The sequence below is a fragment of the Vibrio tapetis subsp. tapetis genome, from assembly GCF_900233005.1.
Lineage (GTDB): Bacteria > Pseudomonadota > Gammaproteobacteria > Enterobacterales > Vibrionaceae > Vibrio > Vibrio tapetis.
Map to the genome: position 1 here is coordinate 1,042,192 of NZ_LT960611.1, position 13,260 is coordinate 1,055,451.

The window sequence follows — 13,260 nt, forward strand, 5'->3', positions numbered from 1 at the left end:
CCGCTTCGAATCTTAACTTTGTTAAGCTGATATAAAATCAGCACCATATAAGCACAGTTCAATATGACAAACCAAGACTCGATACGCAAAGTATATCTTCTGAGTATTTTCAGTAACTTATTTTGTGAGTTTCAAGCGACACTGGTACGAAGCATTTAACGGATTTCAACTTTGCGTTACGCATAACGTTAAGCTGCAAGAAGTTCACCTTAAACACTATTGTTATTCACCCTGGTGGTGGTGCCCTAGGGAGCCGAAAAATTTTTATAACCCGAGCTGTTGCCGCGTTTGCAGAAACAAGGCTTCCAGAGGGACCCGTGGACTTTTATAGCAGGTACTCACCCATCTACCGCGCCTGACAGTTACAGATAAATTAGCAGTCCTGGTCATGAGTACTTTTAGCCGGTGATTGTTACTACTTACCCTACCCGCTTGGCAGTTGAAATAATTAACGCGAGTGGTAGTGACATCGTGACATCACCTAGGCCAACTTCTACCCGATTGAAATGAACACTCATTCTATGAATCTTTGCCCTGGTCTTATAAATTCAATACCCATTGAACGATCTCATTATCCTTAACGATCAAGAATACGAGTTTGGTGGTGACATTGTGACACTACCTCGGGCAAATACTGCCCCCACCATTTTCATGACTTAGTAAACGAAGGGTGACTAGTTCCAGCGAACCGGCACTAAGTTAGTCACTAGCAACATGATGTGGCCAACTTGCACTTGGAACTAAATTCTCTGGCGGCCAATTCAGCAAGTTTGGAAAGTTCATCATTAAAAATTAGCCGGTTCTCTCCTACTCTTCATCTTGGCCACTGGCGAACAGATCGGCGCGAAACGCTCCACTCATAAAATCCGCCCATATTTGGCCATGATATGAAGTCTCGCCATTTACCATCATCACAAGTTACAGCCCAACGTTACTTGATGCTTTGTCTGCCCCCGATCAATCTAAGACGAGGCTAAGCCCTAAATCGACTCATTAAGCGTTTTAGTGGGGTTTCTAGCCCCAAAAATACCCCTACCTAGGCCTGTCCTGCGCAATTAATCGTTAGAGCACATTAATTATCTGATTGCATAGCGGATTTGGTCATTCTGCTTTTTTTGAAAATCAGGCTATTTACAGCTTCACCAGTGATTTTTAGCGGATTATGGGTAAAGAATGGACGTTGAACACAGAAAATCTCTCGGATATTTGGGACAAATTTAAGGATCAAATTGCACCCAAAAATACGGTCAAAAATCAGGGCTTAAAAGTGGTGATTTGTATCTTTCTTTCAGAAAACGGCGTTTTTTCAATATAGTCCTACGCAACACATATCAAAAAGTGTTCTAAGAATTTGAATCAAATAAAATTTCAGTGCATTTGTATATGGGGTAAAAGTAGCCAATGCGTAGGTTCATCAGCGATTTTTTTAATACCTCAAAAATAACCTAACAAGCTGATTAATATAAATATTTATTAAAACATAAAAACTGCCGGGTTTTGAGTGTTTAAAAATAGGAAATTCTGAAAGTTTTCTAGGTTGTCAAGAGACAAGAGAAATCAGCCTTACTTAACTACTCACATTGAGTGAGCCGACAGACCAACTCGATCTTGGACAGAAACGAGCTAGCTCGTTGGAATGCCTTCCCCTACTTCAGATAACCTGAGTTTAGTTAAAACTAAGCTGGCGACTTTACTAAATGCGATTTTAGTGTGTGTGTTTTTTATTCGAGTGAGTATGAGACGCTACAGAAGGCAATGGTTTGGATTAACTCGGAATTGATTCCGAGTTTTTTGGTCTTTAGAAAGCCCGAAGTCGTTCGGGCTTTCTGGTATCACTAATGTGTTACTCTTTCGACAAGTCACTCATGAGTGTTGATAACGGGATATAAAACACTATCCCAGCTAAGAAAGTAACTATCTGGGCTATGTAAAAGTTGAAGTTAATATCAGGTATCAACTGGAATCCGATATACATTGCCATAGACAAAATAGACACAACAAAGATGTATACCTGATAAGTGCTGAACCTATCTCTTTTCTTGTTTTTATCAGGTACATCAAGTGTCTTAGCTAGTAACTGTCCGTACATGATAGAAGTCGCTAGAGAGAAGTCAGACAGCTTTAAGAATGACATCAGCTCATTGTTAAGCATCTTTATCAAGAACAACACCAGAAGCGGCAACACTATGAATACCGCTTCTTTCTTCGCTGTGTCAAAACTTCTAGTCATTCTCTAAGTCCAGTGTGAATTGCTCTATCTCGCTTTGCGGGACAACTCGAATCACTTTTAAAATTTCGGTTTCGTATGATGCTTTTTTCTTGAGCTTGTTCGTTCTTCGCTTCGTTCTTACTTGAACATGTAAAGCATCACCTGGCCATATTTGTTCTTCATCATTCGACCATTTTTTAAACCATTTCGCGTCTAACATTTTCGCGCTAAAATTCTTAGGTTTACGTATATTACACTCAAAGTCCCATTGCAGGTTCTCAACATAAGACGGACGACGAACAATGAACACCTCTTTAGACAGAAAAGGCTGAACAGTGTCTTCAAAAATTTGGTCTCCCGTTCGAGGGCAAGAGAAATCTTTATTAATGTCATCAAAGTCTAGTTCACGACCGAATTGAACCAAATCGGATGGGGAAAGCATACCCTTGGCTTTGTAGATTTTGTTCAATGCGTCTGCCACATCTATTAAGTGAGCATCCCCCTCACAAGTGAATTGCTCAAAAGATGATTCATTTGCCGATGCTGTTGTATAAACGTTATCCACGAACGTTCGTACATCACTTTCTGAATCAATCTTATTAGCCGTGGCGATTTCTTTTCTTACACCATTATAGATACCGTCAAAGATGTTATTCAGCTTTGCATTGCGAATTTTGTCTTTAAGCTTTGTACCAATGTCAGCGATACAAGAGCCTTCGCGAGTACTGTTTAATGAAGAAATAAACTCTATGTCTTTGCCGTAGCCTTTGATAAAAGCTTCTTGAAGCTCGTTGAACCCCTCGATGTATACAGCCATTGCGTGAAAGACTCTCTCTGGTCTTCCCTCTGTTTTGTCGAAGTCGATTCGGATTGAGTAGCCAACAGACATATAATTCTCCATTATTCAGTCTGTTAGATTCTCACTTGTAATTGGCAATGACACAAGTAGTTTGTCGTTGCAGATTAACGCAAGTTCATCAAAAGCAATAACAGGAATGAGATACCCATATACAAATTAATGCTATGCGACCAAGCATAGACGTATTACCCTAATATTAAATTTTAGAGATTTCAGAGGGTAACGTGGACATACGCGGATTTATTGAACAGTATCGAAATCACCCAGTACTTTTTGTTGGTGATGGCGTCAGTCTTCGATACTTGAACAACTCATACACATGGGACGGTTTGCTCAAGAACATTGCTATCGAGCTAACAGGAAACGGTGAGTTCTATCTTGATATAAAGTCACAGTGCCAAGTAGATGGTAAGTACGACTTCACTATGGTTGCTTCTAAGCTTGAAGAAGCATTCAACCAAGCATTGAGTGAAGACCGTCACGGAAAATTCAAAACGGTGAATGACATCTTTTACGAGGAGATGGAAAAAGAGAATAACTTGAGCCGCTTCAAAGTCTATATCTCGCAGCTACTAGGTGAGCTAGATTATCGTGAAGAAATGGCAGACGAGATTGCTGAGTTAAAGAAAATCCGTAAGAACATCGGTTCTGTTATCACGACAAACTATGACCGTTTAGTTGAAGACGTGTTCGGTTTTCAGTCACTAGTAGGTAATCACATCTTGTTAAGTAACCCGTACGGATCTGTATACAAGATTCACGGCTGTCATACTGATCCGTCTAAAGTGATTATCACCGAAGACGATTACAGTAAGTTCAACGATAAGTACGAGCTTATCCGCGCTCAACTACTTTCCATCTTTATTCATAACCCAATCATTTTTATGGGCTACGGTATCGGTGACGAGAACATCAAGAGCTTGTTAAAGACCATCTTCACTTATGTAGAGCCAAACTCAGAAGACGCGGAACGCATCCGCAATAACTTCTTGCTAGTAGAGTACGAACGCGGTTCAGCTTCACATGAAATTTGTGAACATGATATTGACCTTGAGGGCTTCTCAACGATTCGAATCAACAAGGTCAAGACCGATGATTTCGTGGAAATCTACAAAGCACTTTCTGACTTAAATCTGCCTGTTTCTGCAATGGACATCCGAAAGGTGCAAGGCATTGTAAAAGAGATTTACTCAGGCGGTAGCATCAAAGTAAACATCACTGAAGACTTAGACTCGCTTGATAATAACGCTAAGATTCTTGCTATTGGTTCAAGTAAGACGATTACCTACACTCATCAAGACGCTTCGGGAATGATGAGTAATTATTTTGATATCATCGACGAAGCTAACGCTCAGCTATTAACGTTGATTAATGAAATCAATATCACTAGCACTCAGTGGTTCCCTATTTTCGGATTCCATCAAGTTTGTCCTGATATCGCTAAAGCTGAGACGCTAAAAGCACAACAAGTGGCTAAGCTTAAAACTTATCTAGGGACTTTGACTTCTAATGTTCAAAACACTCTGAGAAGCATTGATGACATTATAGCTGAAGAGTGCATAACCAGAGCTAACAAAGTTAACGCTATTCTCTGGTCTGTATGGCACGAAAACTTAGATTTGGTCCAAGTCGAAGGGTTCTTACTAGCAATGACAGATAAAAAAGACACTCACTATCGTCGTTTGCTTTGTGCGTATGACTTTAAGAAGTACGGAGAAGATTAAAAAATAAGCAAAAGGGATTCAATCGAATCCCTTTTTTAATATCAGATAGTTACACCCGCACTTTAAAGATGCTGTCGGTGGACAACAGAGAGCAGTGTCATTTTATCTTTCTAGGCCGCATTCTGTCGTTTACATAAGCCTTAGTGCAGGCATTAAAGTTTAAAACTCATTTTTGGACAGAAATGTGCCAGCGCTCATGCTAAATTAGCAAACTATCAATAACCATTACTAATAGAAAGTAGCTAAACCAAATATCCAATATTGATGGTCCAGTTCCCCCGTGTTGATCCACTTTAGCCTACCACCCCAGAACATTGGCTATCAGGGGAACGACAATCTTTTCCGTTAACATAGGTCCAACGTTGCAGCTCTAAGCTCGCTTTTTGTGATTGGTTCTTGTTAAACAGCTTAAGTATGGTTGAACGCTTGAAGTTACCAGCACCGAGGTTGAAGACGAAGCTAACGAGCACATCGAATTGAGATTGAGTGACATCAACAACAAGAGGTTGATTTACTACTCTTTCAGCAGCTTTAACGTCAGCGATAAAGTTACGAGCAATTTGTTCTTTGGTAACGACATCCCTTAACTTAACGTCTTTTATGTGGCCAAGACCGTTCGTCCATACATCAGCACTGCATTGGTCGGCTTCGGTTCGACACCTTCCAATGTATGCTAATCCTTGTTAGCTACTTTGCATGTTAGGCGCAATGCTAGACGCAATGGCGAGAACAGCAGCTACTGAACAAATTGTTTACTGACTAATGTTTTCATATAGTTCTTCCGACACTAGTCGCCTGCGAATCTCATCAAACATCTTCAATTTGATTATGCGATTAATTGCGTAAGTGATAAACACCATGATCACACCAATGATTACTGGCCAATCTTGTATAGAGAACATGCCAGTGAGCGCAAGTAAGCAACTGTTGAGGTAGGTAAGAAATGAAGAAATCTTCTCTTACATATAGCACCCACAAAAAAGCGCCGCTTTCACAATAGAAAGTGGCGCTTCAATTTATGAACAGAAACAACAAAGTCCTATCAATTAAATGATGGCTTTGCAATGTGGTAACGGTTCACCTTTTAAGATTAAAAGTCAATGTCTACTTAACACCTTTAACACCTTTAACACCAATATGTCTTGCAATATCTCTTTTAAACTTAGTTAGACTCTTATCCTCAAGATTTCCTTCAAATAACTCTTTTCCAAAAATATCTTTCCTAACATCCGTTGATGTTATATTTAGTGACTTGGCAATTTCATTTAATCTAGATTCACTATAACGCTTCTTATTATCTAAAAGACTAATAATTTCTCTCTTATGAAAACTATACCTACCTATAATTTTAAATATATCAAGGTAGTTCTTTATATTTTCACAATCAGTCTCATAACCAATAATAAAATCACTTGGCTTCTTAATGTTTAAAATATTCTTTCCATTATAGAATAGAACTTTGAATCTAGATGAGTAGTCTATATCAAATAAGTTTGAAGTTGGACTTAATGACGATAGTGATGTTCCATTCAAGATATCTTCATTTTTCTTAAACTTACAATTGCAAGAATAGCAAGAAGGTACGAAGTTATATAATGATAACGAGAACAATGGATATTTCTTCTTATCAAGAACATGATCCAAAGTAAAATGGCTATGGGATTTTTTCAAAGCAACTTTATCTAAGTTGTCTTTAACATTTTCAGGTATATTAAGATCGCTAATATTAGTAATAGTAGGTCGTTGTTCAATTATTTTTCTGGCACGTATTTCCGTTACTCCTTCAATTTTTAACAAATCAACTATAGATGCCCGTTTAACAAAATCTAAGCTGTGATGATAGTCTTGTGTATCCTTAAATGCATTGACATAATCAATATTACAGAAGTAACATGTATTAAGATTCAAATCATATCTTTTGTTAATAAAGAAATTTGATATTTTCCTTTGATAAGCTACGCTTCCCTTTTTATCATAATTGAACGTTTTATTTATCCAATTTTTGTCACCCTGGGATAGCAATGGAAGTAAAGATTCATTTAACGTAATCAAGTAGTCAAAATCACCAGTTAACACACCAGAAAGATTTATATTTAAACCCGATTTAGTGAACTTTTTTTTGAAAAAAACCTAACTACTTTCCTCTTAAAACTCTCGGTAAATTGAAAGTTATCTATATAATCCTGATTGAATTTAGAAAGATTGCGAGGATAGTTAATTGGAATCATGATGAAGTCCTTTCAATACATCAATTCTTCTTTGAAGTTCGTTTATTTTTGCAACTTTATTATCTTCACTTATTAAAAGCCTCTCTTTTATCTCATCCAAATGATCCTGCAATACACCCTTAATATAATCTTCTCCAATGTTAGACACTATATATTCATATATTTGTTCGTTAGATGAAAATTCTGACCTCAATTGTTCAATACTAATCCCAGTATCTGACACAACTTTTCTATGAAAATCTACGATATCGCAAATTTTTTGATGCGAAAACTCCCCTATAGAATTCTTCATAAAGAATCCTGAGATAAGAAGATCATGTATATTTGCACCAAGAGTTTTTATCTTTTTACATGATTCAACTTTCAATGAACTTCCAGTCTCATTTCTATCTAAGAATAGTATCTTACTTTCCTGAATATCAGAGATTATAAATGGAGAGTGCGTTACAAAGATTACATTAATAGAATTTACATATTTCAACTCTAAGCCCCGAAGACCAGTTAAAAAATCAGTAATAAATAAGCGTTGAAGCTCCGGGTGATAATATAGCTCCACTTCATCCAAAACGATATTAACATGTGAATACTTGACCATATCATCACTTACTGATGATATATTATTTAAGTGATAATATATCGAGTTTAGAGTGTATATTTTTTGTTTTTCTCCTGAACTTAAAGTTTTGTACTCCACTCCTTTATCTGAAATAAAGTCAACATCAAAAAATGATGGCGGTACAAAGTTTATATTTTTTGATTTTCCAACGCCTATTCGTTCAGATATATAACCCGAGTACTCTTCCAGAGAAATTACGCTTTCTTTATCAGGTTCTTTATGATAAAAACTTTCATATGAATGGGATATAAAATTGGCAGCTTGATTCAACTTATACGTAATATGACTATCATCATCTTTTAACACATTAAGGAAATCTTTCAAAGATTCATGTTTAAATTTATTATTTTCAGTACAAAAGTATTTTTTATACCCAGAGTAAGTTAAGCAAATATTTACTAATTTTTTGAAAATATAGATCTCAGCATAATCAATTAATGTTTTACAAGTATCCAAGCTTGTTTTTGGTTCAGAACTAATTCCTATAGAAAATACACGTCTGAATAATAAAATAGTTTCTACTATTTCATCTTCATATTCCTCCACCATTACTCCATTAGATATAACATTAATTTTATTTATATTCAATTTAAGCTTGACTCTATCAGCTTTATAAAACTCACTGATATTTCTATGGCTAAATATCTTACTATCGCCAGAATCAATTTCCAATAGATTATTTAGAAGTCTTCGCTTCACTAGTACTTCTTGCCTGTTTATATCAATATTTCCTTTATCCCGAAATGGCTCTATCACAAGTGGAGTCTGGTATGCATCATTCTTATGAAATAATTTATTTAACCAAGCATTGTCATTACTGCAATTCATCGCATGCTGAGAATAATTTACAGAAATAGTATAGAAAAACCTAGATAATTCTAAGTGTTTCTCATTGGTTATTATAGGGTTTAAATATCCATCTTCACCTTCATTATATTTTACAATCTCTATTTCTTCATTTTTTATTGAAAGCTTATAAATACCGTCTAATTTGAAATACAACTCTGAGTAAACACCATTGACATACCTAATATCAATATTATTACCTTCGCTTTTGTAATAAAAATTATTTATCATTACATGCAGTAACTCTATTAACGAACTTTTACCTGTACCATTCCTTCCAACAATAGCTGAAATATTTACATTCACATCATCTTGGTTATAAATACTGACATTTTCTTTACCAGAATTACTAATTAAATCATCATTGAAAGAAAACGAATCATCAAGTATGTAATATTCATCCTCAGTTAGAGTTGATAAAAACTCAGAACTGCACCCCTTCATTGGTCTAATTGCAATCACACTAATTGATAAATCAGATTTGTATGGCTTTTTATCTTCTTCACAAGCACTAGCCTTACCATTTATATAATCGTCAAAAAGGATTGTCTTATTGCTTTTAGAATCACTTTTTTCTCTCGAATCCCATACATAATCTTTGTATCTGTTTGTATTTTTATCATGACAAAATAATAGGTATTCCGCAGTTTTTTTACCTACCTCATCATCATAAATAACATCAAGATAGCTTAACGTTATTTTATCCAATGATACATAATCACGACTCCCCAACCAAAAAAGTAATTGTGATATAGCCTTCAGGTCAAGCGTTGAGCTGTCTATGATGCTTTCAATGAGTTCAGATTCGACCTCAAGAGAATTCACCACCTTATATAGAAGATCCCATGTTGACTCCTGCACTAAATCAGTACGTTCAGATCTATTTTTGGCAAAATACATTACAGGTCTACAGGTGAAATCTACTACATTTTTAAATACGAGTTCATCACCAGTAAAAAATTCAAATAATACATTTAGTCTATCAATTCTATCTACATACTCTAAATCACGAGCACTTACGCTTAGAAATATATCAAAAGGATCAATGGTTAATTTATTTTTTGCCCAATCATTAACCTCAAAAAACCTACTTCTTTCTTTAAGCTCACACATTAAACTTAACGAAACTTCTTTTTTATCCAAGGCTGAAGAGTAATAATCAGATAGTAAACCAGCAAGATACTCGTATACGTCATACCATTTGTATTCCATCCGATTTTCATCCAAAAAAGAATCAGATGAATACATGAATCTTAATTCTTTATCTGATTTATATTTAATGACTAAAAAAAACCTTCCTACTTTAACCTGATAATAATTTAGTGATATATGCTTGATAACTTGTGTATCTATAAGATCTTGAAGAATATATTGATATTTTACTTTATCGATAAATTCAACAATAATTTCCTGTTCATTATTTGTAAGTTCATTTAAGTAGTCTCTAAACTCTAGAGTAAGCTCTATTTGATAATTCAATTCAATTTCCTATGATACCTTTCTCATACAGACATTTAGTATATCTCAATTAGAGTAACCCAAAAGCGAAAAGTTAATGTAATCAAATGAATAACCTAAAATAGTAGTCTATACATAAAGCGAAAGCTAAGAAGGTTTGGGGAAAAACGCGCTAGCAATGTTCTATTCTCCCCGTCACCATAAGCATAACCAGTCACTTTTTAGCCTTTTCTGTGATGCGCTATCACCATCGATTTTCGCAACAAAACAAAAAGGTATAAAAGTTTCGGGAGTTTAACCCACCTAATCCACCACACTCCTTTATTTTCCATTATTTTCCATTATTTTCATAAGCTTAACATGGTGGATTAACACGTATGATTTAACCCACCCTATCCCACCATTCAACCCACCCCACCACTTTGGGGTGGGTTAGGTGAATCAGGGTGGATTGATAAAAACTTAATCCACCACTACTTAACCAACTGATATTAAATACATAAATACTACAGTGGTGGATTAACTTTCTTAAAGTTTAGATTTTTTGCAGTTCAGTTTATCAAAGTCGCCGCATTTAGAATGACTAGTTCGTCACCCATAATGAATAGATGGCGCGCATCCAGAAACAGCTAAAAATAGGAAATGATTGGAGTTAACTTAGGAGTAAAAGAAAGCTGCCATTTCTAGCAGCCTTTTAGGTGGGATCAGTTTGAATGGTTAATAGTAGGGATAAGATAACGCTGGGTACCTCTTAGCAGTTTCACTTCAATATGGCCTTCTTTGGCCAATAAGGTAAGCGCCTTACCCACTTGTCGAACGTTACGAGTTGGTAAACCTAAGTATTGGCATACTTGTGTAGATGTTTGCCATTCGCCTGTTCGCGCCTCAGAACCCTGATAAGCCGTCACATGCTCAAAGATGGCCACATACCAGCACCCTTTATCAACATGCTTATCTGCGGCCAGTTTAGAGAGCTGTTGCTCTCGTTTCGTTAGCATCCAAGCGAAACCGCCAAGGTAGAGATGCTTTAACTCAAGCCAGAATTGCTTTAGCTGCTCTGCATCTACCTGGCGAATGCCGCCAGTTCCGTTGAAGTGCCAACCAAGCAACTTGTTTAGCTTATCCATATCAACTGCATCAGATAGTTCGATCACAGCATATCGGCTATTACCGGTTTCATCTTTCAAGAAATCAGTACCATTTACCGTTGCAATGAAATGAGTTTGCCTAGGCTTCTTAATATCGGCTCGGGCATACGGTGGCCGCACTGTATCAACCTCTCGCGTAATGAACGCTTTTAAGCCCCCTTGGCTATTTTTGGTCGAACGCTCTAGCTCTCCTAGTTCAACAATCCAAGAACGAATGCATGAAAGCACACTATCTTTGTTATCAGGGTTGAGCTCTGCACCTTCCAAGAACGCCTCTGGTACCACTTTAGCAATGCGCTCTATGAATGCGGTTTTCATAAAGGACTGATCGCCATGTAGCACCGTCACCAACTTACTTTTAAAACATAGTTTTGTCGAAAATCCTAATAATGAGAAAATTGGGGAATCTGCAATGATCTCCATGCCATTAGACGATCTAACGCTTTATTAATAACCACTTTGAGCACAGTTCGCAATCCAACATTTTCGATGCCACTAAACTTCCATCCGCTCAAGGTCATCGAGCTCTTCTTGAGCATTTCTTGATAGCATAAGGGAGTGCTTGTTTATTCGCTTAACTAAGGCTTCCGGTAATTCACTTAAAAGATCCTTCTTTTGTAGCAAATCGAAGGTAGTCTTAAATGCTTTAACGAATTCATTTGAGATTTTGACCATTACATCTAATCGTTCGAATTTCTGTTCATAATTAAGCGCTAGCTCCCTAGATTGACGCTCTATTGACTTAAGCTCATTCATTCGTTTATTGATCGTTTGTCGGTAGTCAGTACGAGCTAGACAGAAGTCTCTTACCTCAATAAGGTTGTTAGCATAAGTGTCGACAAGATCAGCTTCTATCAATTTTTCTTTTACCTGCTTTGTCAATTCGGTAACTTCGTCGGTCAAAATATTTCTTTGCTCAATAAGTGGAGCAAATGATTCTCGCAACTCATGCCTTTGTTGCTCCAAAACAGCTTTCTTACGTAGACCTAAAGACTCAATTTCATCACACAGAAGGAATTTTTCGCGCTGTAAAACCTTGAACTCTTGAGCTAGTTTTTCATGTGCTCGTTGTCTTTCTTCCATCACCACGATTTCACGTTGAAATCGTCTATTAAACTCATCAGCTAGCTCTTTTTCTAACTCCACATGTCGACTTTCTAGCTCCTGCTTCCACTCAGTTTCTGATTTTTCTCTTAACTGCGCAATGACTAACTGGTTTTCTTCATCAAGCTGCTTAAGCCTCGATTCAACCTTACCCACTATCTCCGATTCAATTTGAGCATGTCTCGATTTAGCTGAATCTAAAAGGGTTTTATGGGACTCAATTGCTTTTTCCAACTCGGCCAGAATTTCATCTTGAGAGCTTTCACGAACCTTCATTTTCTCTAGGCGATCTTCATACTTTTTCTGATGCTCTTCTATGCGCTCTTCTAACGTTTTCTTCGCATTCTCTTGCTTACTCTCTTTTTCTTCTAGCAGTTTTTGAGAGCGCATCAATGCTTCAAATTGCTTCCTAACCGTCTCATGCTTCTTTGTAGTATGGCTTGCAATATCATCGAGGTAATCATTACAAACATTGAGCGACTGCGTACGCACTAAACAGTGTTTCAAAGAATTAAACTTATCTAAATGGCCACACTCTGACACGTCTATTTCAATGACATTTTTATTATTACTTCGACAATGCCAAATTTTATCACCATCACATTTGTGCTTATTGGCTATCTCTACCCAATACTGTTCACTCCCAACCGTTGCTACTAAATCTGGTCGTCGCCCATCCATATAGACTTCAATTTTCACATCAGATACTTTTAGTTCAGCGCAAGCATCTGGAGTCACCCAGCCTCTAATGAAATAGGTATTTTGCCAACACCGGCAAAGTATTCTTTCGCCGTTAAGTGCAGTTGAGTCTCGTACGCCAAGGCACATGCTTCATCAAAATAATGAGAAAAGTGCCAAGCTTTCTTTTGACCCTTATTCGCAATCAATTTAGCGCCACAACAAGCACATACAACATTGGCTTGGAGACCACTATCAACGTCTTCAATTGATACCGACTCTTTTGTATCTTGATATACCGCTCTTGTGATGTGAATTTCACTCATGGTTTTCTCCCAAACAGCCCTTGACGTAATACTGACCAAAAAATAATATGACGCTATTAACTAC

The 13,260-nt window shown here is 36.8% G+C and carries 9 protein-coding genes; 1 reads left to right on the forward strand and 8 read right to left on the reverse strand.

All coding sequences use genetic code 11. From position 1 onward, the window contains the following. Window positions 1–1,843: 1,843 nt before the first annotated feature. Together VTAP4600_RS04620 and VTAP4600_RS04625 are read right to left on the reverse strand one after the other, a co-directional pair. Window positions 1,844–2,230, reverse strand: coding sequence for a hypothetical protein (locus VTAP4600_RS04620; RefSeq protein ID WP_102521714.1), 387 nt, complete (start codon window positions 2,228–2,230; stop codon window positions 1,844–1,846). Further along, the gene (locus VTAP4600_RS04625; protein WP_102521715.1) at window positions 2,223–3,098 is read right to left on the reverse strand and encodes a hypothetical protein; all 876 of its coding nucleotides are present in this window, start codon (window positions 3,096–3,098) and stop codon (window positions 2,223–2,225) included. Before VTAP4600_RS04625 ends, VTAP4600_RS04620 begins: the two co-directional genes overlap by 8 nt. A 194-nt stretch (window positions 3,099–3,292) precedes the next feature. Between VTAP4600_RS04625 and VTAP4600_RS04630 the strand changes: the two genes are divergently transcribed. Then, window positions 3,293–4,792, forward strand: coding sequence for an SIR2 family protein (locus tag VTAP4600_RS04630; protein WP_102521716.1), 1,500 nt, complete (start codon window positions 3,293–3,295; stop codon window positions 4,790–4,792). Between the two features lie 293 nt (window positions 4,793–5,085). On the opposite strand, the gene VTAP4600_RS04635 is transcribed toward VTAP4600_RS04630, so the two are convergent. The 6 genes from VTAP4600_RS04635 to VTAP4600_RS26160 all read right to left on the reverse strand — a co-directional run bounded on the left by VTAP4600_RS04635 (window position 5,086) and on the right by VTAP4600_RS26160 (window position 13,196). Further along, on the reverse strand, window positions 5,086–5,460 hold the full coding sequence (locus tag VTAP4600_RS04635) for a glycoside hydrolase family protein (protein ID WP_331813008.1): 375 nt from the start codon (window positions 5,458–5,460) through the stop codon (window positions 5,086–5,088). A 436-nt stretch (window positions 5,461–5,896) separates the two neighbouring features. Continuing rightward, window positions 5,897–6,868 carry a hypothetical protein gene (locus VTAP4600_RS04645; RefSeq protein ID WP_145958554.1) on the reverse strand — a complete coding sequence of 324 codons (972 nt, stop codon included), beginning with the start codon at window positions 6,866–6,868 and terminating at the stop codon, window positions 5,897–5,899. A 138-nt stretch (window positions 6,869–7,006) separates the two neighbouring features. Further along, window positions 7,007–9,961 (reverse strand): AAA family ATPase, encoded by a 2,955-nt coding sequence (locus VTAP4600_RS04650; protein ID WP_102521718.1) that lies wholly within the window; start codon window positions 9,959–9,961, stop codon window positions 7,007–7,009. A 683-nt stretch (window positions 9,962–10,644) separates the two neighbouring features. After that, on the reverse strand, window positions 10,645–11,406 hold the full coding sequence (locus VTAP4600_RS04655) for a virulence-associated E family protein (protein ID WP_231897873.1): 762 nt from the start codon (window positions 11,404–11,406) through the stop codon (window positions 10,645–10,647). 177 nt (window positions 11,407–11,583) lie between these two features. Next, window positions 11,584–12,930 carry a coiled-coil domain-containing protein gene (locus VTAP4600_RS04660; RefSeq protein ID WP_231897874.1) on the reverse strand — a complete coding sequence of 449 codons (1,347 nt, stop codon included), beginning with the start codon at window positions 12,928–12,930 and terminating at the stop codon, window positions 11,584–11,586. Next, complete coding sequence (locus tag VTAP4600_RS26160) at window positions 12,927–13,196, reverse strand: competence protein CoiA family protein (protein WP_231897875.1); 270 nt, start codon at window positions 13,194–13,196, stop codon at window positions 12,927–12,929. The genes VTAP4600_RS04660 and VTAP4600_RS26160 overlap by 4 nt, the downstream gene beginning before the upstream one ends. Between the last annotated feature and the right edge of the window lie 64 nt (window positions 13,197–13,260).

Excerpts from the sequence above, each read along its gene's own strand:
- VTAP4600_RS04620 (WP_102521714.1), bottom strand. The coding sequence starts at position 2,230 with ATGACTAGAAGTTTTGACACAGCGAAGAAAGAAGCGGTATTCATAGTG.
- VTAP4600_RS04625 (WP_102521715.1), bottom strand. The coding sequence starts at position 3,098 with ATGTCTGTTGGCTACTCAATCCGAATCGACTTCGACAAAACAGAGGGA.
- VTAP4600_RS04655 (WP_231897873.1), bottom strand. The coding sequence starts at position 11,406 with ATGAAAACCGCATTCATAGAGCGCATTGCTAAAGTGGTACCAGAGGCG.
- VTAP4600_RS26160 (WP_231897875.1), bottom strand. The coding sequence starts at position 13,196 with ATGAGTGAAATTCACATCACAAGAGCGGTATATCAAGATACAAAAGAG.